The sequence below is a fragment of the Streptomyces sp. NPDC059816 genome (assembly GCF_042732055.1).
In the GTDB taxonomy this organism is placed as follows: Bacteria; Actinomycetota; Actinomycetes; order Streptomycetales; family Streptomycetaceae; genus Streptomyces.
Genome location: NZ_JBHWIQ010000002.1, coordinates 166,959 through 191,465 on the forward strand (window position 1 = coordinate 166,959; position 24,507 = coordinate 191,465).

A 24,507-nucleotide genomic window follows, 5' to 3' on the forward strand; every position below is an offset into this window, starting at 1 on the left:
GGGTGGCCCGTCCACCCGCCGTGGGGTGGGGGCGGCCGTGCCGGAGCGGGGCCGCGGGGTGGGGTCAGGTGCCGCGGACGCGCAGGGCCCGGGCGAGGTCGTCGAGTTGGTCGGCGAGCCGCCGGTGGAGGGCGGGGGTGGTGGCGGGGTCGTCCAGGGCGGCCCGGCCGAGGGCGAGGGTGTCGGGGGCGACGGCGTGCGCGGGGAAGCCGTGGTGGCCGACGGCGGTGGCGATGGCGGGGCCGCGGCGGGCGGAGACCGCGATGGCGTCGCTGAAGTACCGGGGGACGTAGTCGGCGACAAGCTCGGCCTGCTCGGGCTGCCAGAAGCCCTGTGCGGTGGCGGTGAAGAGGTAGTTGGAGAGCTGGTCGTCACAGTGGAAGAGGGCGTCCCAGGCGGCGCGCTTGGCGTCGGGATCGGGAAGGGCGGCGCGGCAGCGGGCGGCGCCCTCCTGTCCGCTGGCGCTGGGGTCGCGGGCGAGTTCGGCGTCGATGGCGGCCTGGTCGGTGGCGCCGAGGACGGCGAGGCGGCCGAGGATGCGCCAGCGCAGTTCGGGGTCGAGTTCGGGGCCGCCGGGGACGGTGCCGTCGGCGAGCCAGTCCTCGATGGTGTCGGGGTGCGCCGCCGCGGAGATGTAGTGGCGGACGGCGATCAGCCGCAGTCCGGGGTTCTCGCCGTCCTCGGTGCGGCGGATCAGCGAGCGGCAGATCCCGGTGAGGGCGGCCAGCGCTTCGGGGCGCTGGGCGGGGGTGAGGTAGCGGTCGGCGATGTGGGTGGCGGTGAAGGTGAGGACGCCTTGGACGAGGGCGAGGTCGGTCTCGGCCGGGAGGTGGGCGGCGGCGGTGGCGAGGTAGGCGCCGGGTGCGAGGTCGCCGTCGCGGACCATGTCGCGCAGGGTGTTCCACAGCACGGCGCGGGCGAGCGGGTCGGGGACGCCGGAGAGGGTACGCAGGGCGGTTTCCTCGGAGTGCGCGTCGAGGCGGACCTTGGTGTAGGTGTGGTCCTGGTCGTTGGGCAGGACCAGGGCGGGGCGCACCCCGGTGCGGGGGGCGGTGTCCCCGGTGCGGGGCACGTCGACGTCGAGGCGTTCGCGCAGGACGAGGGCGCCGGCGTCGTTGAGGTCGCGGTCGTAGACGCCGACGGTGACGCGGTGGGGGCGGGTGCCCTCGCGGTCGACGGTGAGGGCCCAGGTGCCGGGTCTGGCGGCGACGGTGGCGGTGAGGGTGTCGACTCCGGTGGTGCGCAGCCAGGCGTCGGCCCAGGCGGGGACGTCGCGTTCGGTGGCGCTGGCGACGGAGTCGATGAAGTCGGCGAGGGTGGCGTTGCCGAACTTGTGGCGGGCGAAGTGCGTGTTGATGCCGGTGAGGAAGTCCTTCTCGCCGAGCCAGGCGACGAGTTGGCGGAGCGCGGAGGCGCCCTTGGCGTAGGAGATTCCGTCGAAGTTGAGCAGGGCGGAGGCCGTGTCGTCCACGGCGTCCGGGGCGACGGGGTGGGTGGTGGGCCGCTGGTCGGCGTCGTAGCCCCACGCCTTGCGGGCGACCCCGAAGTCGACCCAGGTGCCGGTGAAGCGGGTGCACTCGGTGAGGGTCTGGTAGCCCATGTACTCGGCGAAGGACTCGTTCAGCCAGATGTCGTCCCACCACTTGAGGGTGACGAGGTCGCCGAACCACATGTGGGCCATTTCGTGGGCGATGACCATGGCGCGGGTCTGGCGTTCGGTGTCGGTGACGGCGGAGCGGTAGACGAACTCGTCGCGGAAGGTGACGAGGCCGGGGTTCTCCATGGCTCCGGCGTTGAACTCGGGGACGAACGCCTGGTCGTACGAGTCGAAGGGGTAGGGCTCCTCGAACTTCTCGTGGTAGCGGTCGAAGAGGGCCTTGGTGGTGTCGAGGATCTCGTCGGCGTCGGTGTCGAGGTAGGCGCCCAGCGAGCGGCGGCAGTGGATGCCGAAGGGGAGGCCGCGGTGTTCGGTGCGGACGCTGTGCCAGGGGCCCGCGGCGACGGCGAGGAGGTACGTGGAGATGCGGGGGGTGGTGGCGGCGGTCCAGCGGCCGTCGCCGTGGTCGGTGGTGACGGAGTTGGCGAGCACCGTCCAGTCGGCGGGGGCGGTGACGGTGAGGTCGAAGACGGCCTTGAGGTCGGGCTGGTCGAAGGCGGCGTAGACGCGTTGCACGTCGTCGAGGAAGAGCTGGCTGTAGACGTACGTCTCGCCGTCGGTGGGGTCGGTGAAGCGGTGCATGCCCTCGCCGGTGCGGCTGTAGCGCATCGTCGCGGTGAGGGTGAGTTCGTGGGCGCCCTCGGTGAGGGTGAGGGGCAGCCGGTCGTCGGCGAGTGCGGCGGGGTCGAGTGCGGTGCCGTCGAGGGTGACGGAGTGGAGCACGGCGGGCTTCAGCTCGACGAAGGTGTCCGCGTCCGCGCGGGAGACGAAGCGGATGACCGTGCGGGAGGCGAAGGTGTCGTCGCCGGTGGTGAGGTCCAGGTCGACGGTGTAGTGCTGGACGTCGAGGAGCTTGGCTCGGTTGTGCGCTTCGTCGCGCGTCAGTACGGACATGCTGCTCATGCTGCACGATGCGGGGCGCCGGGCACAGAGGCGGTGTCCTCTCCCGAGCGTTCTGGGGCACTTGTGCCTGTTGTTCTCGTGGCTCCCGGGGCGCATCGGGGGGCGCGGGGGCGCGATCCCCCGCGCCGGGGACCGCCGGTCGGGCGGGCGGGGCGGGTGCTCGGGGCGGCCCGGGTGGGGCGGCCGGGGCGGGTGCGGGGTGGCCGTCCGCCGGGGGCGCCGTGGCGCGGAGGGTGCGCGGTGTCGCGGGGGTGTGCGGTGTCGTGCTGTGGGTCGGGCCGTGCTGTGGGTCGGGCCGGGTTCAGCTGCCGCCGGTCACGGACTCGTCCGCGATCTGTTCGTGGTGGCGGATCACCTCCGCGATGATGAAGTTGAGGAGCTTCTCCGCGAAGGCGGGGTCGAGCTTGGCGTTCTCGGCGAGGCTGCGCAGGCGGCTGATCTGCGCGGACTCCCGTGCGGGGTCGGCCGGCGGCAGGTGGTGGACGGCCTTGAGCAGGCCCACCTGCTGGGTGCACTTGAAGCGTTCCGCGAGCATGTGGACGACGGCGGCGTCGATGTTGTCGATGCTGTCGCGGAGGCGGGCGAGTTCGGCCCGGACGGCCGGTTCGGTGACGTCGGGGCGCTCGCCGCGGTCGGTTTCGGTGTCGCTGGAGGTCATGGTGGATCACCCTACGGGGCGGGCGGGACGGAGGGTCGGGGGGTCGTCGGGGTCGGGCACGGTGGTGGACCAGCCGCCGGGCACCGCACGGCCCTGTTGCTCCCGGAAGCGCACGGGGGCCGTGCCGACGCGGCGGGTGAAGAGCCGGGAGAAGTACGCGGGGTCGTCGTAGCCGACGCGGCGGGCGATGGAGGCGACGGGCAGTTCCGTGGCGGCGAGCAGTTCCTTGGCGCGGCCGAGCCGGATGCCGAGGAGGTAGTCCTTGGGGCTGCACCCGGCGGCGCGGCGGACGGCGGTGCGCAGTTCCGCGGGGGTCATTCCGTGGCGGGCGGCGTGCTCGGCGACGGACAGCGGCTGGCAGGCGTCCCGGGCCAGGGCCTGGAGGACGGGGTCGCCGTCGGGGGCCGCGCCGGCGCGGGCGCGGCGCAGGGCGACGAGGAGTTCATGGACGGCGGCCCCGGTCTCCACTTCGAGGAGGGGGTTGCCGCGGCGGGCCGCGCGGGCGATGCGGCCGACGGCGGCGCGGGGCCCGGAGGGGTCGGCGAGCGCGACGACGGGCCGTTCGGGTTCGATGTAGCCGAGTTCGGTGTAGGTGGTGGTGGCCGGGCCGGAGAAGTCGACGAAGCTCTCGTCCCAGCCGGTGCCGGGGTCGGGTCCGTAGTGGTGGGGGACGCCGGGGGTGAGCCAGAGCAGGGCGGGCGCGGTGATGGTGGTGCGGCGGCCGTCGGAGCTGCGGTACCAGCCCCGGCCGGCGGTGATGACGACGGCGACGTGGTGGTCGAGGGTGCGGGGTCCGACGGTGGGGAGGGTGCCGTGTTGCAGCCCGACGCCGAGGCAGACGAGTCCGAGTCGCTGGTGCAGCGGGCTCGGCGTGAAGTACCGCATCCAGGTGTGATACATCCGTCTTCCCTCGCTCGTCGTCCCCGTCGGCGCCGGTGGACCGGACCGCGGGTGCCACGGCCGGCCCTGCAGGGACGGTGCGGAGTCCTTGCGTCCAATCACCCTTGATCTTTGTCCATGGACCGGGCCGCCCGCCAGGGGTGATCGTGTGGGTGCCGGTGAGCGAGAGGGACGTGATGGCCGAGTTCAGGGTGGGCGAGGACGACTTCGAGATGGACGGGCGGCCGGTGCGGCTGCTCTCGGGGGCGCTGCACTACTTCCGGGTGCACGAGGAGCAGTGGGGCCACCGGTTGGCGATGCTGCGGGCGCTCGGCCTGAACTGCGTCGAGACGTACGTGCCGTGGAACCTGCACGAGCCGCGGCCGGGCGGGTACCGGGACGTGGAGCAGGTGGGGCGGTTCCTGGACGCGGTGCGGGCGGCCGGCATGTGGGCGATCGTGCGGCCGGGGCCGTACATCTGCGCCGAGTGGGAGAACGGCGGGTTGCCGCACTGGGTGACGGGGCCGCTGGGCCCGCGGGTGCGCACCCGGGACCCGGAGTTCTCGGTGGCCGTGGGGCGCTGGTTCGGGGCGCTGCTGCCGCAGGTCGTGGAGCGGCAGATCGACCGCGGGGGCCCGGTGATCATGGTGCAGGTGGAGAACGAGTACGGCTCCTACGGGTCGGACGCCGCCTATCTGCGGGGGCTCGCGGACCTGCTGGTGGACCTCGGGGTGCGGGTGCCGCTGTTCACCTCGGACGGGCCCGAGGACCACATGCTGACCGGGGGGTCGGTGCCGGGCGTGCTGGCGACGGTGAACTTCGGGTCACGGGCGCGGGAGGGTTTCGAGGCGCTGCGTCGGCACCGGGCGACGGGGCCGCTGATGTGCATGGAGTTCTGGTGCGGCTGGTTCGACCACTGGGGCGCGGAGCACGTGGTGCGGGACGCGCAGGACGCCGCCGGAGCGCTGCGGGAGATCCTGGAGTGCGGTGCGTCGGTCAATCTGTACATGGCGTTCGGGGGGACGAACTTCGCGGGGTGGGCGGGGGCGAACCGTGCCGGGGAGCTGCATGACGGGCGGCTGGAGCCGGACGTCACCTCGTACGACTACGACGCCCCGGTGGACGAGTTCGGCCGGGTCACGGAGAAGTTCCGGTTGATGCGGGAGGTCCTCGCCGCGTACGCGGACGGTCCGTTGCCCCCGGTTCCGCCGGCTCCCCCGGTGCTGGGCGCGCCGGTGACGGCGGGAGCCTTGGAGCGGGTGCCGTTGGTGACGGTGCTGGAGGGGCTCGGCGACCCGGAGTCGACGCACGGGGTGCCGCCGACGTTCGAGGAGCTGGGGGTGGACCGGGGGCTGGTGCGGTACGCGCTGGAGGTGCCGGGGCCCCGGCAGCCGTACGAGGTGCGGGTGCGGGGGTTGCGGGACCTCGCCCGGGTCCACGTGGACGGGGTGTGGGCGGGGACGCTCACCGAACAGGACGCGGTGCTCCCGGTGCCGGTCGCGGGGCCGGCCCGGCTGGAGCTGTGGGTGGAGTCGCTGGGCCGGGTGAACTACGGGCCGCGGCTCGGGGAGGCGAAGGGGCTGACGGGCGGGGTCCTGCACGAGCGGCAGTACCTGCACGGGGTGCGGGCGCGGGCGCTGCGGCTCGACGCGTTCGACGACGCGGAGCGGGTGCGCGCACTGGAGCCGGTGGACGGAGCGGGTGACGCGGAGCCGGGTGGCGACGACGGGCGGGGGTTGTACCGGGGCGGCTTCGAGGTGCGGGGGCCGGTGGGGGACGCGGTGCTGGAGCTGCCCGGCTGGGGTCGGGGTTTCGCCTGGATCAACGGCGTCAATGTGGGGCGCTACTGGTCGGTGGGCCCGCAGCGCCGGTTGTACGTCCCGGGGCCGCTGCTCCGTGAGGGCGCGAACGAGCTGTGGCTGTTGGAGTGGGAGGCGCCCGGCGCCGCGCCCGCCCTCACTCCCCCCTGAGCGGCGGGCGCGACGGCCCCCGGTGCTCCGGTGTCCCCACGAGGGCCGCGCGCAGGCCCGTGCGGGGGGACGGAGCACCGGGGGCCGCATGCTTCGGCCCTGCCGGTCGGACGCTTACAGGGTGCTGGCCGCGGAGGCGATCTGCGCGGCGAAGGTGGACACCTCGGTGTACACCCCGGGGTAGCCGGGCCGTGCGCAGCCCTGTCCCCAGCTCACGATGCCGACCTGGATCCAGGCCCCGGCGGCGTCCCGGCGGAACATGGGTCCGCCGGAGTCGCCCTGACAGGTGTCCACCCCGCCGTTCTGGACGTTGCCGGCGCACAGTTCCTCGCCGGGCACCAGGGAGGACCCGTACGCCTGCTGGCAGACGGCGTCGCTGACGTACGGGACGTTCGCCTTCAGCAGGTACCGCTGTTGGGCGCCGCCCTCGCGCGCGGCGCCCCATCCGGCGACGGTGAAGGTCCCGGTGTTGTAGTCGCTGGTGGTGGCGATGTTCAGCGTGGGCAGGTTGATGGGCTGGGCGAGCTTGATGAGGGCCCAGTCCTTGCCGGTGCCGTTGTAGCCGGGGGCCTGTAGCACGTAGGTGGAGCGCACCGTCACGGCGTTGGGGCTGCGGAGGTCGACGACCCCGGCGGTCGCGGTGATGGAGGTGTTCGGCCCCGAGCCGCTGACGCAGTGCGCGGCGGTGAGGACGATCTGCTGGGTGTAGAGGGTGCCGCCGCAGCCCATGGAGAGTCGGACCATGAACGGGAACTCGCCCTGGGCCGCCCGGGTGCCGCCGACGACGGGCGAGGGGGCGGCCTGGGCGGTGCTGAGGGGCTGGAGCGAGACGGCGGCGAGGAGGACCGCACCGGCAGCTATGAGCCGTCTGACGCCGGCGAACTTCTTCAGGATCTTCAAGGGGCGTCCCTTCGTGGGGGAGGGTGGCCGCCGGACGGGTGTGGTGCGGGCTCGGTGCGGTGCGCGCCGGTCGGCACGTACCACCCCGACCCTGAACATGACATGGACCCGCCAAGCGTTTCTGGATTATGGAGATCGCCCGCGGTCCGCGGCAAGGGCCCGATTCCGGACACCGGCCACACGCGGGCGGCGTGAACCCACCTACAGTGGAAATCGGTTCAGCGCCTTCAGGGGGTTCGGACGTGGCGAACGGCGGAACGGTCGAACACGGATTCCCCCACCTGGAGACGGTGCGGTCGGCGATCACCGCCCTGTACCGACGGCTGTCCCGCGACACCGTCGACGCCTTCGGCACCAGCGTCACCCCGGCCGACGTGGCCTTCGACGACCTCGACGACCTGCACCTCGGGGCGCAGCGGGTGGCCCGCGAGATGGTGCGGCACTACCGCCTGCCGCACGCCCGGATGATCGTCAGCTTCCGGGAGATGACCCATGCCGCGCACGTGGAACTGACCCCGGGGCCGGAGTACTTCGTCGAGCTGAACGACCGGTTCCGCACCCACCGGCGGGACATCGGCGCGGCCCTCGCCCACGAAGTGGCGCACGTGTACCTGCACCGGCTCGACCTGTCGTTCCCCGACACCGGGGACAACGAGATCCTGACCGACACCACCGCCGCCTACCTGGGTGCGGGGTGGCTGCTCCTCGACGCGTACCGGGAGGACGCCGTCTCCTCGCAGAAGCTCGGGTACCTGACCCCCGAGGAGTACGGGTACGTCCTCGCCAAACGGGCACTGCTGTTCGACGAGGACCCGTCGCCGTGGTTCACCAGCCCGCAGGCGTACGAGGCGTACGCACGGGGGCTGACCCGGGCCCGGTCGGACGCGCGGCAACCGCCGTTGGCGGCGGCGGGCTGGGCGGGGCGCCGCCGGTACGCACGGGACCGCCGCAGCGCCCGGGACCGCGGGGCGGCGCCGGCCTCCGACGACCGGTACTGCTTCGAGGGCCGTTCACCCCTACGGGTGCGGTTCGCCTGCCCCATCTGCCACCAGCGGATCAGGGTCCCGGTGCGCGGACCGGTCCGGGTGCGCTGCGCACTGTGCCGGACGGTGTTGGACTGCGACACCTGACCCGCGGGGGCGCACGCCCGCGGAAATCACCTTGTGCCGGGGCCGTGCCTTCGGTCAGGGTGCCGTCATGGATTCTCCCGGCGCACCGCTCCACGACGCCGTACTGCTGAGCCTCAGGGACCCCGAGGCCGCCGCGCGGGAACTCACCGCACTCCTGGAGCGCGGGCTCGACCCGGACGGCCCGGACGAGGACGGGCTGACACCGCTGTACGCCGCCGCCGTCCAGGGCGCCACCGAACTCGTCCGCCTGTTGCTGGCGGCGGGGGCGGCACCCGATCGACCGAGCGGTACGGAGGGGCTGCCGCTGTGCGCGGCGGCGGTCTGGGGCCACCTCGGGGCGGTGCAGGAACTCCTGGCCGCGGGGGCCCGGCCGGACGTCCGGGAAGAGTTCGACCTCACGGCCCTGGCCTGGGCGGTGCGCGGCGGGCACGTCGAGGTGGTGGCCGCGCTGCTCGATGCGGGGGCCGACCCCGATCTTCCCGGGGGCGGCGAGGGAACCCCGCTGTGCGCGGCGGCCGACCGGGGCTCGCCCTCGATCGTCCGGGCCCTGCTGGCCCGGGGCGCCGTGGCCGGGCGCGCGGAGGCCCTGGCCCGGGCGCGGCACTGGTCCGGCCTGGACGTCGAGGCGGAGTTGACGGCGAGGCTGCGAGCCGCGCACGGTGCGCCGGGGGCGGCCTTCTCGGTGCGGCGGACGCTCGGTGCTGATGGCACGGAACGTGTTGAGGTGTGGCTGCTCGGGTCGGACGGTGCGGCGCGTTCCGGTGACTCCCGGGACGCGGGCCACGCGGAGGTCGTACGGCTCCTGGAGGCCGTGCGACCCGGCGCGTCCGCCTGAGCCCTTCCGGTGCGCTGTCCCGTGCGGGTGCGTGGTGGTTGCTCGCGCCGTTCCCCGCGCCCCTTGGGTACGCCCACCTGCGCGTGCGCTGTCCGGCAGGGTGCATTGCGGTTGCCCGCGCCGTTCCCCGCGCCCCCTTCGGTGCGTTCCGTTCGACGTGCGCTGCTCGGTGCGGGTGCGTGGTGGCTTTGCGCCGTTCCCCGCGCCCCTTTTGGTGCGTTCCGCTGGGGGTGCGTTGTTCGGTTGGGGTGCGTTCCGCTGTTGCGCAGTTCCCCGCGCCCCTGGATCTCGGGCGCTTCTCGACGCCATCGTCCGCAGCCACAAACGGGCCCCGACAGGGGCGCGGGGAACTGCGCGAATCGCACCGCGTACCCGCACAGGACAGCGCACCCCCAGATGGACGCCCCGGATAGGGGCGCGGGGAACTGCGCAAGACCACCGCGTACCCGCGCCGAACAGCGCACCCCAGCGGAACGCACCCGGGGGCAACCACTGCGCACCCGCAAGGAGCTTAGGTCTGTGCGGGGCGGGCCGGGGCCAGGTACAGGACCGCCAGCGTGACTCCGCGGACCAGGAGCCCACCGAGCAACGCGGTCAGGAACCCGTCCACCGTGTGCCCACCGATCGATCGGTCCGCGGCGTACGAGACGAGCAGCCAGATGAGGCTGTCCTGGACGAAGCCGAACGCCGCGAGGAGCAGCAGCACCCCGGCGGGGGCCGTCCGTATCCCGTCCGGGTAGGCGTAGATCAGTTGGTTGACGATGATGAAGATCGAGACCGTGACGACCAGGGCGACGCCCCCGGACTCGAACGGGGCGACGGAGATTCCGGGGAGGACGCCGACCGCGAGGGAGACCCCGGCGAGCGTCCCGATGACCCGCTGCAACTGCGTGTGCTTCCTGTGACCTGCCATGGAGACATCTTGACACTCCACACGCAACAAACGTCCGTGAATTCAGTTCACAGTTTCGTATCAGCATGCAGCAGTCAACGGGTCAGTGGGAGGGGAAGCCCCGCTGCCGCGCCGTCTCGTAGAGCAGAACGGTCGCCGCCGCCGCCGCGTTGAGGGAGCTGGCGGCCCCGCCGATCGGAATGCTGACCGTCTCGTCGCACAGTTCCCGCCAGGCTCCGCTCATCCCCGAGGTCTCGTTGCCGATCACCACGAGCACCGGGCCCGTCAGATCCGTCTGAGTGAGCCCGGCCGTCCCCCGCTCGTCGGTGCCGACGATCCGCAGCGGCACCCCCCGGGCGCGGAGCCCCGTCGCCCAGTCGGCGACGGACTGCGGGGACGGCACCCGGACCACCGGGACCGCGAAGAGGGAGCCGGTGCTCGCGCGCAGCGACTTGGGGTCGTAGATGTCGGCGGCGTGGCCGGAGACGACGACCCCGTGGGCGCCGAAGGCGTCGGCGGAGCGGACGAGGGTGCCGATGTTGCCCGGGGTGATGGGGCGGTCGAAGGCCACGCCCAGGAAGTCGGGGCCGGGGGACATCCGGTCGAGCCGGTCCTCCGGCATCGCCGCCACGCCCAGCAGCTCGGGGACCGTGTCCTCCTTGCCGCCGAGTTCGTGCAGGAGCTCCGAGGCCACGGCGATCCGGGAGGTCTCGGCGGGGACCCGGTCGAGGAAATCGCGCGCCCAGCGGGAGGGGCTGCGGTCCCCGGCGTACAGCACCTCGCGCAGCGGCCAGTCGTGGTCGAGGGCGAGGGTGAGGGGTCGGACCCCCTGCACCAGGAACTCCCCCGCCCGCTGGCGCTTGGTGCGGTTGCCCAGAAGGGCCTGCCACTGCTGGAACCTGGCGTTGCGGGTGGTCACCCTAAGCGGTGGACCGCCTCGACGCGGCGCACGGTGCTGCTGACTCATCCCCCCACTCTCCCACCCCGCGCGGCCCGTCCCGCACCGGGAACGCCCGAGGAGCACCGGCCCCGGGAGCGGAAAGTGCTCGGCGCCCGACCCCCAGGTCCGGTCGGGGACGGGGGCGGGCGCCGAGCTGTACCGTACGCCGTTGTACGGAACGACTGGTGACGGACCGTCAGTCCGTCGGGCGGTCATGGACCGCGGGTGGGTCAGGCCATGATGGACCGGTCGGTGGGTCGCACCGGGAAGGGCAGCTCACTCGCTCCGGTCAGGAAACGGTCGACCCCCCGGGCCGCGGAGCGCCCCTCGGCGATCGCCCACACGATGAGCGACTGTCCCCGTCCGGCGTCCCCGGCGACGAACACGCCGGGCACGTTGGTCTGGTACTCGGCGTCCCGGGCGACGTTCCCGCGCGCGTCGAGTTCCAGCCCGAACTGGGCGACGAGCCCGTTCTCCTGGTCGGTCCCGGTGAAGCCCATCGCCAGGGTGACCAGCTGCGCGGGCAGGGTGCGCTCGGTGCCGGGCCGCTGGACCAGCTTGCCGTCCACGAACTCGACCTCGACCAGGTGCAGCGCCTGGACGTTGCCGTCCTCGTCGCCCTCGAAGTGGGTGGTGGACACGGAGTAGACCCGCTCACCGCCCTCCTCGTGCGCGGAGGTCACCTTGTACAGCATGGGGAAGGTCGGCCACGGCTGGTTGGCGTTCCGCTCCTCGCCGGGGCGCGGCATGATCTCCAGCTGGGTCACGGACAGCGCGCCCTGGCGGTGGGCCGTGCCCACGCAGTCGGCGCCCGTGTCGCCGCCGCCGATGACGACGACGTGCTTGCCCTCGGCGGTGATCGGCGGGTTGACGTAGTCGCCCTCCTGCACCTTGTTGGCGAGCGGCAGGTACTCCATCGCGAAGTGCACGCCGCCCAGCTCGCGGCCGGGCACGGGCAGGTCCCGGGAGACGGTGGCGCCGGCGGCGATGACGACGGCGTCGTACCGCTTGCGCAGCTTCACCGCGTCGATGTCCCGGCCGATCTCCACGCCGGTGCGGAACTTGGTGCCCTCGGCGCGCATCTGCTCGATGCGGCGGTTGATGTGCCGCTTCTCCATCTTGAACTCGGGGATGCCGTACCGCAGCAGCCCGCCGACGCGGTCGGCCCGCTCGTAGACGGCGACGGTGTGCCCGGCCCGGGTGAGCTGCTGGGCGGCGGCGAGGCCGGCGGGACCGGAGCCGATGACGGCGACGGTCTTGCCCGACAGGCGGTCGGGGGCCTGCGGGGCGACGTCCCCGTTGTCCCACGCCTGGTCGATGATGGAGACCTCGACGTTCTTGATGGTCACCGCGGGCTGGTTGATGCCGAGGACGCAGGCCGACTCGCACGGGGCGGGGCAGAGCCGCCCGGTGAACTCGGGGAAGTTGTTGGTGGCGTGCAGGCGCTCGGAGGCGGCCTGCCAGTCCTTGCGGTAGGCGAAGTCGTTCCACTCGGGGATGAGGTTCCCGAGCGGGCACCCGTTGTGACAGAACGGGATGCCGCAGTCCATGCAGCGGCTCGCCTGGTCACTGATGATCGGCAGCAGGGAGCCGGGGACGTAGACCTCGTTCCAGTCGCGCACCCGCTCCGGCACCGGGCGGGAACAGGCGCCCTGGCGGCCGTGGTTCAGGAAGCCCTTCGGGTCAGCCATTGATCGCCGCCTCCATCATCTTCTCGGTGATCTCGGACTCGGAGAGCCCGTCTCGCTCGGCGGCGTCCTTGGCGGCGAGCACTGCCTTGTACGTGCTGGGGATGATCTTGCTGAAGCGGTCGGCGGCGGTGTCCCACTCGGCGAGCAGCTTCCCGGCGACCGTGGAAGCGGTCTCCTCGTGGTGGCGGCGCACCACGTCGTGCAGCCACTGCTTGTCGTCGGCGTCGAGGGGTTCCACGGCACCGAGGTTGCCGGCGTTGACGTTGGCCGGGTCGAGGTCGATGACGTACGCGGTACCGCCGGACATGCCCGCGGCGAAGTTCCGCCCGGTCTCGCCGAGCACGACGGCCTGGCCGCCGGTCATGTACTCGCAGCCGTGGTCACCGACGCCCTCGGAGACGACCAGCGCCCCGGAGTTGCGGACGCAGAACCGTTCGCCGGTGCGGCCCCGCAGGAACATCTCGCCGCCGGTGGCGCCGTAGCCGATGGTGTTGCCGGCGATGGTGGAGAACTCGGCGAGGTGGTCGGCCGAGCGGTCGGGCCGGACGACGATCCGTCCGCCGGACAGGCCCTTGCCGACGTAGTCGTTGGCGTCGCCCTCCAGCCGCAGGGTGACCCCGCGCGGCACGAACGCGCCGAACGACTGGCCCGCGGAACCGGTGAAGGTGATGTCGATGGTGTCGTCGGGCAGGCCCGCGCCACCGAACTTCCGGGTCACCTCGTGACCGAGCATGGTGCCGACGGTGCGGTTGATGTTGCGGATCGCGACCCGGGCGCGCACCGGGGCCGCCGCTTCCTGCGAGGTGGCGGCGAGCGCGTCGGCGGCGATCCGGATCAGCTCGTTGTCGAGTGCCTTCTCCAGCCCGTGGTCCTGCTCGACGAGCTGGTGGCGGACGGCGCCCTCGGCCAGTTCCGGGACGTGGAACAGCGGCGCGAGGTCGAGGCCCTGGGCCTTCCAGTGGTGGACGGCCCGGCTGACGTCGAGCGCCTCCGCGTGGCCGACGGCCTCCTCGATGGAACGGAAACCCAGCTCGGCGAGGATCTCGCGGACCTCCTCGGCGACGAACTCGAAGAAGTTGACGACGAACTCGGCCTTGCCGGAGAACCGGTCGCGCAGCACCGGGTTCTGGGTGGCGATGCCGACCGGGCAGGTGTCCAGGTGGCAGACGCGCATCATCACGCAGCCGGAGACGACGAGCGGCGCGGTCGCGAAACCGAACTCCTCGGCGCCGAGCAGCGCGGCGATCACCACGTCGCGGCCGGTCTTGAGCTGACCGTCGGTCTGGACGACGATCCGGTCCCGCAACCCGTTGAGCAGCAGGGTCTGCTGGGTCTCGGCGAGGCCGAGCTCCCAGGGACCGCCGGCGTGCTTGAGCGAGGTGAGCGGGGAGGCGCCGGTGCCGCCGTCGTGACCGGAGATGAGGACGACGTCCGCGTGGGCCTTGGAGACGCCCGCGGCGACCGTGCCGACGCCGACCTCGGAGACCAGCTTCACATGGATGCGGGCCTTCGGGTTGGCGTTCTTCAGGTCGTGGATGAGCTGGGCGAGGTCCTCGATGGAGTAGATGTCGTGGTGCGGCGGCGGGGAGATCAGCCCGACGCCCGGGGTGGAGTGCCGGGTCTTGGCGACCCACGGGTACACCTTGTGGCCGGGCAGCTGGCCGCCTTCGCCGGGCTTGGCGCCCTGCGCCATCTTGATCTGGATGTCGTCGGCGTTGACCAGGTACTCGGAGGTGACGCCGAAGCGGCCGGAGGCGACCTGCTTGATGGAGGAACGGCGCGCCGGGTCGTACAGGCGCTCCGGGTCCTCGCCGCCCTCACCGGTGTTGGACTTGCCGCCGAGCTGGTTCATGGCGATGGCCAGCGTCTCGTGGGCCTCGCGGGAGATGGACCCGTACGACATGGCGCCGGTCGAGAACCGCTTGACGATGTCGGCGACGGACTCGACCTCGTCCAGCGGGACGGGGGCGCGTCCGCTGTCGAAGTGGAACAGGCCGCGCAGCGTCATCAGCCGCTCGGACTGCTCGTTCACCCGGTCCGTGTACTGCTTGAAGACGTCGTAGCGACGGTTGCGGGTGGCGTGCTGGAGCCGGAAGACGGTCTCCGGGTCGAACAGGTGCGGCTCGCCCTCGCGGCGCCACTGGTACTCGCCGCCGATCTCCAGCGCGCGGTGCGCCGGCGCGATCCCGGACACCGGGTACGCCTTGGCGTGCCGGGCGGCGACCTCCTCGGCGATGACGTCGATGCCGACGCCACCGATCTTGGTGGCGGTGCCGTTGAAGTACCGGTCGACGAACGCGTCGGCCAGGCCGACGGCCTCGAAGACCTGGGCGCCGCGGTAGGAGGCGACGGTCGAGATGCCCATCTTGGACATGACCTTGAGGACGCCCTTGCCCAGCGCGTAGATCAGGTTGCGGATCGCGGCCTCGGGCTCGCCCCCGGGCAGGAACGTGCCGGCGCGGACCAGGTCCTCGACGGACTCCATGGCGAGGTACGGGTTGACCGCGGCGGCGCCGAAGCCGATGAGCAGGGCCACGTGGTGGACCTCGCGCACGTCGCCGGCCTCGACCAGCAGGCCCACGTGGGTGCGCTGCTTGGTGCGGATGAGGTGGTGGTGGACGGCGGCGGTGAGCAGCAGCGACGGGATCGGCGCGTGCTCGGCGTCGGAGTGCCGGTCGGACAGGACGATCAGCCGGGCGCCGGCGTCGATCGCGTCGTCGGCCTCGGCGCAGATGGCGTCCAGACGGGCGGCGAGCGCGTCACCGCCGCCGGAGACCCGGTAGAGACCGGACAGCGTCACGGCCTTCATCCCGGGCATGTCGCCGTCGGCGTTGATGTGGATGAGCTTGGCCAGCTCGTCGTTGTCGATGACGGGGAACGGCAGGGTGACGCTGCGACAGGACGCGGCGGTCGGGTCGAGGAGGTTGCCCTGCGGGCCCAGCGAGGAGCGCAGCGAGGTCACCAGCTCCTCGCGGATGGCGTCCAACGGCGGGTTGGTGACCTGCGCGAAGAGCTGGGTGAAGTAGTCGAAGAGCAGACGGGGCCGCGCGGAGAGGGCCGCGATGGGGGTGTCGGTGCCCATGGAACCGATGGGTTCCATGCCGGACTTCGCCATCGGGGCGACCAGGACGCGCAGTTCCTCCTCGGTGTAGCCGAAGGTCTGCTGGCGGCGGGTGACCGAGGCGTGGGTGTGCACGATGTGCTCGCGCTCGGGGAGGTCCTCCAGCTCGATCTCGCCGACCTCCAGCCACTCCCGGTAGGGCTGCTCGGCGGCGAGGCCGGCCTTGATCTCGTCGTCCTCGATGATGCGGTGCTCGGCGGTGTCCACCAGGAACATCCGGCCGGGCTGGAGACGGCCCTTGCGGACGACGCGCGCGGGGTCGATGTCGAGGACGCCCACCTCGGAGCCGAGGACGACGAGCCCGTCATCGGTTACCCAGTAGCGGCCCGGACGCAGTCCGTTGCGGTCGAGGACGGCGCCGACCTGGACGCCGTCGGTGAAGGTGACGCAGGCGGGGCCGTCCCAGGGTTCCATCATCGTGGCGTGGAACTGGTAGAAGGCGCGGCGCTCCGCGTCCATGGAGGTGTGGTTCTCCCACGCCTCCGGGATCATCATCAGCACGCTGTGCGGCAGGGAGCGACCGCCGAGGTGGATGAGTTCCAGGACCTCGTCGAAGGACGCCGAGTCGGAGGCGTCCGGGGTGCAGATCGGGAAGATCCGGTCGAGGGCGGCCTGGTCGCCGAAGAGGTCGGAGGCGAGCTGCGACTCACGGGCACGCATCCAGTTGCGGTTGCCCTTGACGGTGTTGATCTCACCGTTGTGGGCGACGAACCGGTACGGGTGGGCCAGCGGCCAGCTCGGGAACGTGTTGGTGGAGAACCGGGAGTGCACCAGCGCGACGGCGCTGGCGAAGCGGCGGTCGGACAGGTCGGGGAAGAACGGTTCGAGCTGTCCGGTGGTGAGCATGCCCTTGTAGACGATCGTCCGCGCGGACAGCGAGGGGAAGTACACCCCGGCCTCGCGCTCGGCGCGCTTGCGCAGCACGAACGCCTTGCGGTCGAGGGCGATCCCGGTGCTCGTGCCGTCGGTGACGAACAGCTGTCGGAAGACCGGCATCGTGGAGCGGGCGGTGGCGCCGAGGAGCTGGGGCGCCACGGGCACCTCGCGCCAGCCGAGGACGGTCAGGCCCTCTTCGGCGGCGATGGCGTCGAGGCGCGCGGTGTGCTCGTCGGTGCCGTGCTGCGGCAGGAAGGCGATGCCGACGGCGTAGGCACCGGCCTCGGGCAGCGGGAAGTCGGTGATCTCGCGGAGGAACGCGTCGGGCACCTGGGTGAGGATTCCGGCGCCGTCTCCGGAGTCGGGCTCGGAGCCGGTGGCGCCGCGGTGCTCAAGGTTGCGCAGAACCGTGAGTGCCTGGTCGACCAGCGTGTGGCTCGCCTCGCCGGTGAGGGTGGCCACGAAACCGACGCCACAGGCGTCGTGCTCGTTGCGCGGGTCGTACATCCCCTGTGCGGCAGGGCGAGCGTCCATGTGCGCCCAGGGGGCGCTCACGGGGAGCTGGGACGGCTGGCGCGGCGTACGCATCGGCACTCCCGTCGTCGTCGTGGCATGTTTCCAGTGCCGAGGGACGACGTTGGCCCTCTGCGAAAATTTCGTGCAGGTTACATGATGGAATGCTTCTCGAAAAGCGGATTACGCATTTCACCATCCGGACACCGGACGGTACCGGAGGTCAAGCGGTCAGCTCCTGCGAGGGGCGGCTCAGCGGGGTGGTGCGAGGGACGGGGACCGTCGGCCGGCCCCGGTGGGCCTCGGGGAACGGGAGGGCTTCGTTGCCCACAGCGCTTACGGCTCATGCCCAGCCGTCAAAGATTCGAAACCGCCCGGTAACAGTTGTCTCCGCGACTTCTCGCGCACCTCACCGGTGCCGGGCGTCCGACGTCATCCTACGGCCGTCCCGATGAGCGTGCCCAGGAGATAGGTCACGGCGGCGGCCGCACCACCCAGGACCAGCTGGCGCAGCCCGCTGTACCACCAGGACCGTGCGGTCACCTTCGCCACGACCGCCCCGCACAGGAACAGTCCGACGAGCGACACCAGGACCGCGGGCCACAGGGCGCCGGCGCCCAGCAGATACGGCAGCACGGGCAGCAGCGCGCCCAGGGCGAAGGCCACGAAGGACGAGCCGGCGGCGACCGTCGGGGACGGCAGGTCGGTGGGATCGACCCCCAGCTCCTCGCGGGCGTGGATCTCCAGCGCCTGTTCGGGGTCCTTCGACAGTTGTCGTGCGACCTCGCGGGCCAGCTCCGGTTCCACTCCCCGGGCCTCGTACAGCTGCGCCAGTTCGCGTTCCTCGTCCTGCGGGTGCTTGCGCAGCTCCCGGCGCTCCACCGCCAGCTCGGCCTGTACCAGCTCCCGCTGCGAGGCCACCGAGGTGTACTCCCCCGCAGCCATCGAGAAGGCGCCCGCCGCGAGCCCCGCGAGACCGGTGATCACGATCGTCCGCTGGGAGACGTCACCGCCGGCGACACCGGTCATCAGGGCCAGGTTGGAGACCAGGCCGTCCATCGCGCCGAACACCGCGGGCCGCAGCCACCCACCGTTGACGTCCCGGTGCGTGTGGTTGTCCCGGTGCGCCTCATGAAGGGGCGCCTGAGTGTCGATGATGGCCATGGCCCCGCCGACTCCCTTCCTCGATCTTCGTACGAACACTCCCGAACTTACGCACGAAAAACGTCTCTCACCAGCAAGGAAGGCCATACTTACCCGCCGCGGCCGGGGTGCTGCCGGGTGCGGGCACGCCGAGAGGGGACGGACACCTGGTCCGTCCCCTCTTCGGTTCGATCTGTCGCGCGGGACCGGTTCAGCCCTTCTCGGCCCCGGACCCCGCCGCCTTCGTCGTCGGTCCCCGCGGCTTGCGGGGGCCCTTGCCCGCCTCGTCGCCGGTCTCCTCGGCGGCGTCGGCGGTGTCGGTCGGGCCGTCGGTGGAGTCCGTGGTTCCCGTGCCCTCGGCCGGCTCGACGATCTCCTCGCGGCCCGGGCGCTTCTTCAGCGACAGCACGAAGTAGACGACGGCGAGCACGAAGACCAGGAGCGCCGTCCAGTTGTTGAGGCGCAGCCCGAAGATGTGGTGGGCCTCGTCGACCCGCAGGTACTCGATCCAGAAGCGGCCCGCGCAGTAGGAGGCGACGTACAGGGCGAAGGCCCGTCCGTGTCCCAGCCGGAAGCGGCGGTCCGCCCAGATGACCAGGACGGCGACGCCCAGGCACCACAGCGACTCGTACAGGAACGTCGGGTGGTACGTCCCCGGGACCCGGCCGTCGGTGGAAGCGGTGATCTCCACGGCCCACGGCAGGTCGGTGGGCCGACCGTACAGCTCCTGGTTGAACCAGTTGCCCCAGCGGCCGACGGCCTGGGCGAGGGCGATGCCCGGGGCGACGGCGTCCGCGTAGGCGGGCAGCGGGATGCCGCGCTGGCGACAGCCGATCCAGGCGCCGAGCGCACCGAAGGCGATGGCGCCCCAGATGCCGAGGCCGCCCTCCCAGATCTTGAAGGCGTCGACCCAGTCCCGGCCCGCACCGAAGTACAGCTCGTAATCGGTGATCACGTGGTAGATGCGACCGCCGACCAGGCCGAAGGGCACGGCCCAGACGGCGATGTCGGCGACCGTTCCGGCCCGTCCGCCCCGGGCGATCCAGCGGCGGTTGCCGAGCCAGACCGCCAGGAAGACACCGATGATGATGCAGAACGCGTAGCCGCGGAGCGGGATGGGCCCGAGATGCACCACACCGCGTGACGGGCTGGGGATGAAGGCAAGTTCCATGGCAGGTCCGACGCTACCCTGCCCGGCGCCGCATCCGACAACCGACCCCGGACACGTCTGGGTAACGGGCCCCGGCCGTGGTGGGGGCGCGGGGCCCTTGTCCGATCTTGTCTCGATGTCGGTGCTCCGCCGCCCCTGCCGGGCCGCTCCGGGCCGCTCCGGTCAGCCCTGGTCGGCGTTCTCGACCAGCTGCTTGAGCTTCGCCGGGGTCAACGGGTTCGCCTGGTCGCCGTAGACGTCCTTGCCGTTCAGCAGGACGGTCGGGGTGCCCCGCAGGTCGCCGTCCTGGAACGCCTTGTTGGACTTGGCGACCCAACTGTTGTGCGTACCGTCGTTGACGCAGCTGCGGAAGGAGTCCGTGGCGAGGCCGTCGACCTCGCCGGCGAGGTCGATCAGCTTGGAGTTGCTGGCGAAGGCGTCATCGGTCTCGGCGGGCTGGTTCGCGAAGAGGACGTCGTGGTAGGCGGGGAACTTCCCGACCTCCTGGGCGCAGGCCGCCGCATTGGCCGCGTGCAGCGAACCGCTGCCGCCCATGTTGCCGTCGATCAGGGTCGCGAAGCGGTAGTCGACCTTGAGCTTGCCGCTGTCGGTCAGCTCGTGGATGGTCGACCGGTAGGTGTCCTCGAAGATCTTGCAGACGGGACAGCGGAAGTCCTCCCAGATCGTGAGGGTCGACTTGGCGTTGCTCTCGCCCACCGGAATGACCAACCCGTCCTGCCCGGTGGCGCCCTTGGGCACGACCACGGGACCCGAGGTGTCGCCCTTGCTGCCGCCGGAGTTCGCGGCGATCACACCGATCACGCTGGCCAACCCCAGCACGCCGACGACGGCACTGCTGACGATCAGGGTCCGGCGGCGCTTCTCGCGCCCCTTCTCACGCTCGCGTTCGACCGCCAGCCGCTCGCGGGCTGTGCGCTTTCCCTCACGGTTCTTGTCACTCACACCCGGCAAACGACACAGTGCCGCCGCCGTCCCCACCCGACGGGAGGACCATCCCTTCGGGTGAAGCGACCCCGGGGAGCCCCCGGGAACCGCCCACTGCTCCGGGGCGCGCGCACCATGACCGCGCGCCCCGGAGCGGGACCGGCTCAGCGGTGGCTTCGCACGCCCTCGGCGAGCTCGGCGGCCAGCTGTCGCACCGCGGCCAGCCCCTCGGCGGGACCGTCCGCGTCCAGCATCCGCTTGACGAAGGCCGAGCCGACGATCACCCCGTCGGCGAAGCCGGCGACCTCGGCGGCCTGTCGGGCGTTCGACACCCCGAGCCCGACGCAGACCGGCAGCTCGGTGCTGGCACGGGTGCGGCGCACCAGGTCCTGCGCCTGCTCCCCCACCGACTCCCGGGTACCGGTGACACCCATCAGCGAGGCGGCGTAGACGAATCCGGAGCCGGCGGCCGTGATCTCGGCCAACCGGGCGTCCCGGCTGCTGGGCGCCACGACGAACACGGTGACGAGTCCGTGCTTGTCGGCGTTCTCCCGCCACAGCGCCGACTCCTGGACCGGCAGGTCCGGCAGGATGCAACCGGCGCCGCCGGCCTCGGCCAGCTCCGCGGTGAACCGCTCGACGCCGTACCGGTCGATCGGGTTCCAGTACGTCATCACCAGGACCGGCTTGCCGGTGGCGAGGAACGCCTCGCGGACCGTGCGCATCACGTCCGCGATCCGCACGCCGCCGCGCAGCGCGATGTCGTCGGCGGTCTGGATGACCGGCCCGTCCAGGACGGGGTCGCTGTGCGGGAGTCCGACCTCCACGACGTCGGCCCCGCCCTCGAAGACCGCCTTCACGGCGTCGATGCCGCCGTCGACGGTGGGGAAGCCGGCCGGGAGGTAGGCGATGAGGGCCGACCGGCCCTCGGCGCGCGCCCCGGCGAGGGTGGCGCTCAACAGTTCGCCCTGGCCCCCCAGGTGCGCTGCGGCCTCCGGAGCGCTGGTGCTGGTCGTCCCGCTCACTTCGCGTCCCCCTGGATCTCGGCGACGTCGCCGTCGCTGTCCGCCTCGACGACGGCGTCGATGTGGGCGGCGGTATTGCTGTCGTACAGCCCGAAGTACCGCGCGGCGGTGTCCATGTCCTTGTCGCCGCGTCCGGAGAGGTTCACCAGGACCAGTCCGTCCGGACCGAGTTCCCGGCCCACCTCCAGGGCGCCGGCCAGCGCGTGCGCGCTCTCGATGGCCGGGATGATGCCCTCGGTGCGGGACAGCAGGCGCAGCGCCTGCATCGCGGCGTCGTCCGTGACGGCGCGGTACTCGCCGCGCCCGCTGTCCTTGAGGTAGGCGTGCTCGGGGCCGATGCCCGGGTAGTCGAGACCCGCGGAGATCGAGTACGGCTCGGTGATCTGGCCCTCGTCGTCCTGGAGGACGTACGAGCGGGAGCCGTGCAGGATGCCCGGCTCGCCGGCGGTCAGGGTCGCCGCGTGCTCCCCGGTCTCGATGCCGTGCCCGGCCGGTTCGCAGCCGATGAGCCGGACCGCTGCGTCCGGGAGGAACGCGTGGAACAGACCGATGGCGTTGGAGCCGCCGCCGACGCAGGCCACGGCCGCGTCGGGCAGCCGGCCGGCCCGCTCCAGGATCTGGCGGCGGGCCTCGACGCCGATGACCCGGTGGAAGTCGCGCACCATGGCCGGGAAGGGGTGGGGGCCCGCGACGGTGCCGAACAGGTAGTGGGTGCGGTCCACATTGGCGACCCAGTCGCGGAACGCCTCGTTGATGGCGTCCTTGAGGGTGCGGGAACCGGACTTCACGGCGATGACCTCGGCGCCGAGGATGCGCATCCGGGCGACGTTCAGCGCCTGGCGCTGGGTGTCGATCTCGCCCATGTAGATGGTGCATTCGAGGCCGAACAGCGCACAGGCGGTGGCGGTGGCCACGCCGTGCTGTCCGGCACCGGTCTCGGCGATGACGCGGGTCTTGCCCATGCGCTTGGTGAGCAGGGCCTGGCCGAGCACGTTGTTGATCTTGTGCGAGCCGGTGTGGTTGAGGTCCTCGCGCTTGAGGAACACCCGGGCGCCGCCCGCGTGTTCGGCGAAGCGCGGGACCTCGGTCAGCGCGCTGGGACGCCCCGTGTAGTGGACGAGGAGGTCTTCGAGTTCGGCGGCGAACACGGGGTCCGTCTTGGCCTTGTCGTACTCGACGGCGACCTCGTCGACGGCGGCCACCAGGGCCTCCGGGATGAACTTCCCGCCGAACGCGCCGAAGTACCCCTCGACGTTGGGGACCCGACCCTCGGGGTCGGGGACGAAAAAATCACTGGGCATGTGTGTTCCTCGCGGGGCGCGTGCCCCGGATGTAGTCCGACGATGGCCACGGTGCACAGGACGGCGCGGCGGCCGGGCGAGCGCGGTCCCGGGCGGGCCCGGCGCCGGTGCGCCGAACCGCCCGGACCACGTGTCGTCCCGGCGTGACCGGTCACCGCACCGGGTCCGGACCGCGGGGCGGGCGTCAGCCCCGCGCGGACCCCGCCGTGCGGGTGGTCTCCGTTGATCCTGTGCCGTCGGGGGCGCACCATCGCATCCCGTTGACCTGCCCCGGCTCGTCCCCGATCACGTACCGCACCCGGCGTCCCCGGACCTTGCGCGCGGGCGCGCGGCAGCCGCGCGGCTTGCAGCCGCGGGCGAGTCGGGACGCGATGGGCACCGGTCGGTCAGCTCCTGCCGTGCCGCAGGGCGGGGTGCGCGCCGGCGGCGACGAGGTCGGACACGGCGGTCCTAGGGTCCTTGCCGGTCACCAGGGACTCTCCGACGAGCACCGCGTCGGCGCCGGCGTTGGCGTACGCGATGAGGTCGTGCGGACCGCGCACGCCCGACTCGGCGATCTTGACGATCCCGTCCGGGATCTCCGGCGCGACCCGGTCGAAGGTGGCCCGGTCGACCTTGAGGGTCTTGAGGTTGCGGGCGTTCACACCGATCACCCGGGCGCCCGCGTCGACGGCCCGTTCCACCTCGTCCTCGTCGTGGACCTCCACCAGCGGGGTCAGCCCGATGGACTCGGCCCGCTCGATGAGCGACACCAGGGCGGGCTGGTCCAGGGCGGCCACGATCAGCAGCGCGAGGTCGGCGCCGTACGCACGGGCCTCCCACAGCTGGTAGGCGGTGACGATGAAGTCCTTGCGCAGGACGGGGATGTCCACCCGGGCCCGGACGGCCTCCAGGTCGGCGAGGGAGCCGCCGAACCTGCGCTGTTCGGTGAGGACGGAGATGACGGCGGCGCCACCCGCCTGGTAGTCCGCGGCGAGTGCCGCGGGATCGGCGATCGCGGCGAGCGCACCCTTGGAGGGGCTCGACCGCTTCACCTCGCAGATGACCTGGACGCCCTCGCCGCGGAGTGCGGCGGCGCCGTCGCGGGCCGCGGGAGCCTTCGCCGCACGCTCCTTGAGCTCGTCGAGGCTGACCCGCGCCTGCCTTTCCGCGAGGTCGGCACGGACTCCGTCGATGATCTCGTCGAGCACACTCACGCGAGCGGCCCCCTTCCCTGACGGTTGACGTGTGAGGCGGTGATGCCGTGAGGCTGTGATCCCGTACCGCCGGTGATGCGGTTCGGGTGGTCACTCTGATGGTATCCGCAGGACCGCAGCGGGTCCGCATCCGGTGCCTTGCGGTCCCACTACCTGGACGTTCTTCGATGATCAAGGTCTGAGCCAGCCACCGACCGGCAGGTTCCGGACAACCGTGAAGACGGCCAGCAGCGCACCGGTGGCCCAGAGCACCGCGGTGGGCGGAACGACGCTGAAGGACCGTCCGCGCGCACTGCGCACCGCCCACGTCGTCCACAGGACGGCGAAGGCGAGGTACGCGAGGACGGCGGGCGCATTGGCGCCCAGGGCGGTGCCCAGGTCCCCGTGGACGAAGGCGTGGGCGCTGCGCAGTCCGCCGCAGCCCGGACAGAGCAGGCCGGTGAGCCGGAACAGCGGACAGGCCGGGTAGTGGCCGGGTTCGCCCGGGTCCACCGCACCCACGTAGGCGAAGCCCGCGGCCACCGCACCCAGGACACCCAACGGCACCAGGAGCCGCCGCAGGGGTGAGTCGGGGCGGGTCGGAGCTGCTCCGGCGGGGGCCGGAGCCGGGACGTACTCGGATTCGGCGCTCACGCGAGCATTCTGCCCCCGGTGTCCCGCCCGCGCGCGACGTGCGGGGCGGGGCGGGGCCGTCTCCCCCAGAACGCGCGGGCTGGCCCCGGACGCACGGAAGGCGGGCCCCGGTGTGGTCACCCGGCCCGCCCGTCCCCCGGGGCGCGTCG

19 protein-coding genes are annotated in these 24,507 nt (G+C 72.3%); 3 read left to right on the forward strand and 16 right to left on the reverse strand.

Features of this window, described 5'->3' with window-relative positions:
• Positions 1-64: 64 nt before the first annotated feature.
• The 3 genes from pepN to ACFV88_RS03350 all read right to left on the reverse strand — a co-directional run bounded on the left by pepN (position 65) and on the right by ACFV88_RS03350 (position 4,118).
• Positions 65-2,560 (reverse strand): aminopeptidase N, encoded by a 2,496-nt coding sequence (pepN, locus tag ACFV88_RS03340; RefSeq protein ID WP_385485468.1) that lies wholly within the window; start codon positions 2,558-2,560, stop codon positions 65-67.
• A gap of 301 nt (positions 2,561-2,861) precedes the next feature.
• Positions 2,862-3,218 carry a chorismate mutase gene (locus ACFV88_RS03345; protein ID WP_385485470.1) on the reverse strand — a complete coding sequence of 119 codons (357 nt, stop codon included), beginning with the start codon at positions 3,216-3,218 and terminating at the stop codon, positions 2,862-2,864.
• A gap of 6 nt (positions 3,219-3,224) precedes the next feature.
• Complete coding sequence (locus ACFV88_RS03350) at positions 3,225-4,118, reverse strand: helix-turn-helix domain-containing protein (RefSeq protein WP_385485472.1); 894 nt, start codon at positions 4,116-4,118, stop codon at positions 3,225-3,227.
• 176 nt (positions 4,119-4,294) lie between these two features.
• Between ACFV88_RS03350 and ACFV88_RS03355 the strand changes: the two genes are divergently transcribed.
• Complete coding sequence (locus ACFV88_RS03355) at positions 4,295-6,067, forward strand: beta-galactosidase family protein (protein WP_385486014.1); 1,773 nt, start codon at positions 4,295-4,297, stop codon at positions 6,065-6,067.
• 114 nt (positions 6,068-6,181) lie between these two features.
• On the opposite strand, the gene ACFV88_RS03360 is transcribed toward ACFV88_RS03355, so the two are convergent.
• Positions 6,182-6,967, reverse strand: a complete 786-nt coding sequence (locus ACFV88_RS03360) for a S1 family peptidase (protein ID WP_385485474.1) — start codon at positions 6,965-6,967, stop codon at positions 6,182-6,184.
• 242 nt (positions 6,968-7,209) lie between these two features.
• Between ACFV88_RS03360 and ACFV88_RS03365 the strand changes: the two genes are divergently transcribed.
• Positions 7,210-8,097 carry a hypothetical protein gene (locus ACFV88_RS03365; RefSeq protein ID WP_385485476.1) on the forward strand — a complete coding sequence of 296 codons (888 nt, stop codon included), beginning with the start codon at positions 7,210-7,212 and terminating at the stop codon, positions 8,095-8,097.
• Positions 8,098-8,164: 67 nt separating this feature from the next.
• Positions 8,165-8,932: an ankyrin repeat domain-containing protein gene (locus tag ACFV88_RS03370; protein ID WP_385485478.1), complete on the forward strand. Its 768-nt coding sequence runs from the start codon at positions 8,165-8,167 to the stop codon at positions 8,930-8,932.
• A gap of 511 nt (positions 8,933-9,443) precedes the next feature.
• On the opposite strand, the gene ACFV88_RS03375 is transcribed toward ACFV88_RS03370, so the two are convergent.
• The 12 genes from ACFV88_RS03375 to ACFV88_RS03430 form a co-directional block, all read right to left on the reverse strand.
• Complete coding sequence (locus tag ACFV88_RS03375; protein WP_385485480.1) at positions 9,444-9,845, reverse strand: hypothetical protein; 402 nt, start codon at positions 9,843-9,845, stop codon at positions 9,444-9,446.
• A gap of 82 nt (positions 9,846-9,927) precedes the next feature.
• The gene (locus tag ACFV88_RS03380) at positions 9,928-10,791 is read right to left on the reverse strand and encodes a TrmH family RNA methyltransferase (protein ID WP_385485482.1); all 864 of its coding nucleotides are present in this window, start codon (positions 10,789-10,791) and stop codon (positions 9,928-9,930) included.
• Positions 10,792-10,994: 203 nt separating this feature from the next.
• Positions 10,995-12,455, reverse strand: a complete 1,461-nt coding sequence (locus tag ACFV88_RS03385) for a glutamate synthase subunit beta (RefSeq protein WP_385485484.1) — start codon at positions 12,453-12,455, stop codon at positions 10,995-10,997.
• Complete coding sequence (gltB, locus tag ACFV88_RS03390) at positions 12,448-17,040, reverse strand: glutamate synthase large subunit (RefSeq protein WP_385485486.1); 4,593 nt, start codon at positions 17,038-17,040, stop codon at positions 12,448-12,450. The genes ACFV88_RS03385 and gltB overlap by 8 nt, the downstream gene beginning before the upstream one ends.
• 357 nt (positions 17,041-17,397) lie before the next feature.
• Positions 17,398-18,129, reverse strand: coding sequence for a VIT1/CCC1 transporter family protein (locus tag ACFV88_RS03395; protein ID WP_385485488.1), 732 nt, complete (start codon positions 18,127-18,129; stop codon positions 17,398-17,400).
• A gap of 190 nt (positions 18,130-18,319) precedes the next feature.
• Positions 18,320-19,279, reverse strand: a complete 960-nt coding sequence (gene lgt, locus ACFV88_RS03400; RefSeq protein WP_385485490.1) for a prolipoprotein diacylglyceryl transferase — start codon at positions 19,277-19,279, stop codon at positions 18,320-18,322.
• 162 nt (positions 19,280-19,441) lie between these two features.
• The gene (locus ACFV88_RS03405) at positions 19,442-20,221 is read right to left on the reverse strand and encodes a DsbA family protein (protein ID WP_385485492.1); all 780 of its coding nucleotides are present in this window, start codon (positions 20,219-20,221) and stop codon (positions 19,442-19,444) included.
• Positions 20,222-20,367: 146 nt separating this feature from the next.
• Complete coding sequence (gene trpA / locus ACFV88_RS03410; protein WP_385486016.1) at positions 20,368-21,183, reverse strand: tryptophan synthase subunit alpha; 816 nt, start codon at positions 21,181-21,183, stop codon at positions 20,368-20,370.
• A 41-nt stretch (positions 21,184-21,224) separates the two neighbouring features.
• Entirely contained in the window at positions 21,225-22,529 is a 1,305-nt protein-coding gene (trpB, locus tag ACFV88_RS03415; RefSeq protein WP_385485494.1) for a tryptophan synthase subunit beta, read from the reverse strand.
• A gap of 184 nt (positions 22,530-22,713) precedes the next feature.
• Positions 22,714-22,908: a tryptophan biosynthesis modulator TrpM gene (trpM, locus tag ACFV88_RS03420; protein WP_385485496.1), complete on the reverse strand. Its 195-nt coding sequence runs from the start codon at positions 22,906-22,908 to the stop codon at positions 22,714-22,716.
• 7 nt (positions 22,909-22,915) lie between these two features.
• Positions 22,916-23,725, reverse strand: coding sequence for an indole-3-glycerol phosphate synthase TrpC (gene trpC, locus ACFV88_RS03425; RefSeq protein WP_385485498.1), 810 nt, complete (start codon positions 23,723-23,725; stop codon positions 22,916-22,918).
• A 171-nt stretch (positions 23,726-23,896) separates the two neighbouring features.
• On the reverse strand, positions 23,897-24,358 hold the full coding sequence (locus tag ACFV88_RS03430; RefSeq protein WP_385485500.1) for a DUF2752 domain-containing protein: 462 nt from the start codon (positions 24,356-24,358) through the stop codon (positions 23,897-23,899).
• Positions 24,359-24,507 lie beyond the last annotated feature (149 nt).

What these genes read in the sequence shown, in the direction of transcription:
- pepN (WP_385485468.1), bottom strand. Translation starts at nt 2,560, where the DNA reads ATGAGCAGCATGTCCGTACTGACGCGCGACGAAGCGCACAACCGAGCC.
- ACFV88_RS03345 (WP_385485470.1), bottom strand. Translation starts at nt 3,218, where the DNA reads ATGACCTCCAGCGACACCGAAACCGACCGCGGCGAGCGCCCCGACGTC.
- ACFV88_RS03350 (WP_385485472.1), bottom strand. Translation starts at nt 4,118, where the DNA reads ATGTATCACACCTGGATGCGGTACTTCACGCCGAGCCCGCTGCACCAG.
- ACFV88_RS03355 (WP_385486014.1), top strand. Translation starts at nt 4,295, where the DNA reads ATGGCCGAGTTCAGGGTGGGCGAGGACGACTTCGAGATGGACGGGCGG.
- ACFV88_RS03370 (WP_385485478.1), top strand. Translation starts at nt 8,165, where the DNA reads ATGGATTCTCCCGGCGCACCGCTCCACGACGCCGTACTGCTGAGCCTC.
- ACFV88_RS03375 (WP_385485480.1), bottom strand. Translation starts at nt 9,845, where the DNA reads ATGGCAGGTCACAGGAAGCACACGCAGTTGCAGCGGGTCATCGGGACG.
- ACFV88_RS03380 (WP_385485482.1), bottom strand. Translation starts at nt 10,791, where the DNA reads ATGAGTCAGCAGCACCGTGCGCCGCGTCGAGGCGGTCCACCGCTTAGG.
- ACFV88_RS03385 (WP_385485484.1), bottom strand. Translation starts at nt 12,455, where the DNA reads ATGGCTGACCCGAAGGGCTTCCTGAACCACGGCCGCCAGGGCGCCTGT.
- gltB (WP_385485486.1), bottom strand. Translation starts at nt 17,040, where the DNA reads ATGCGTACGCCGCGCCAGCCGTCCCAGCTCCCCGTGAGCGCCCCCTGG.
- ACFV88_RS03395 (WP_385485488.1), bottom strand. Translation starts at nt 18,129, where the DNA reads ATGGCCATCATCGACACTCAGGCGCCCCTTCATGAGGCGCACCGGGAC.
- lgt (WP_385485490.1), bottom strand. Translation starts at nt 19,279, where the DNA reads ATGGAACTTGCCTTCATCCCCAGCCCGTCACGCGGTGTGGTGCATCTC.
- trpB (WP_385485494.1), bottom strand. Translation starts at nt 22,529, where the DNA reads ATGCCCAGTGATTTTTTCGTCCCCGACCCCGAGGGTCGGGTCCCCAAC.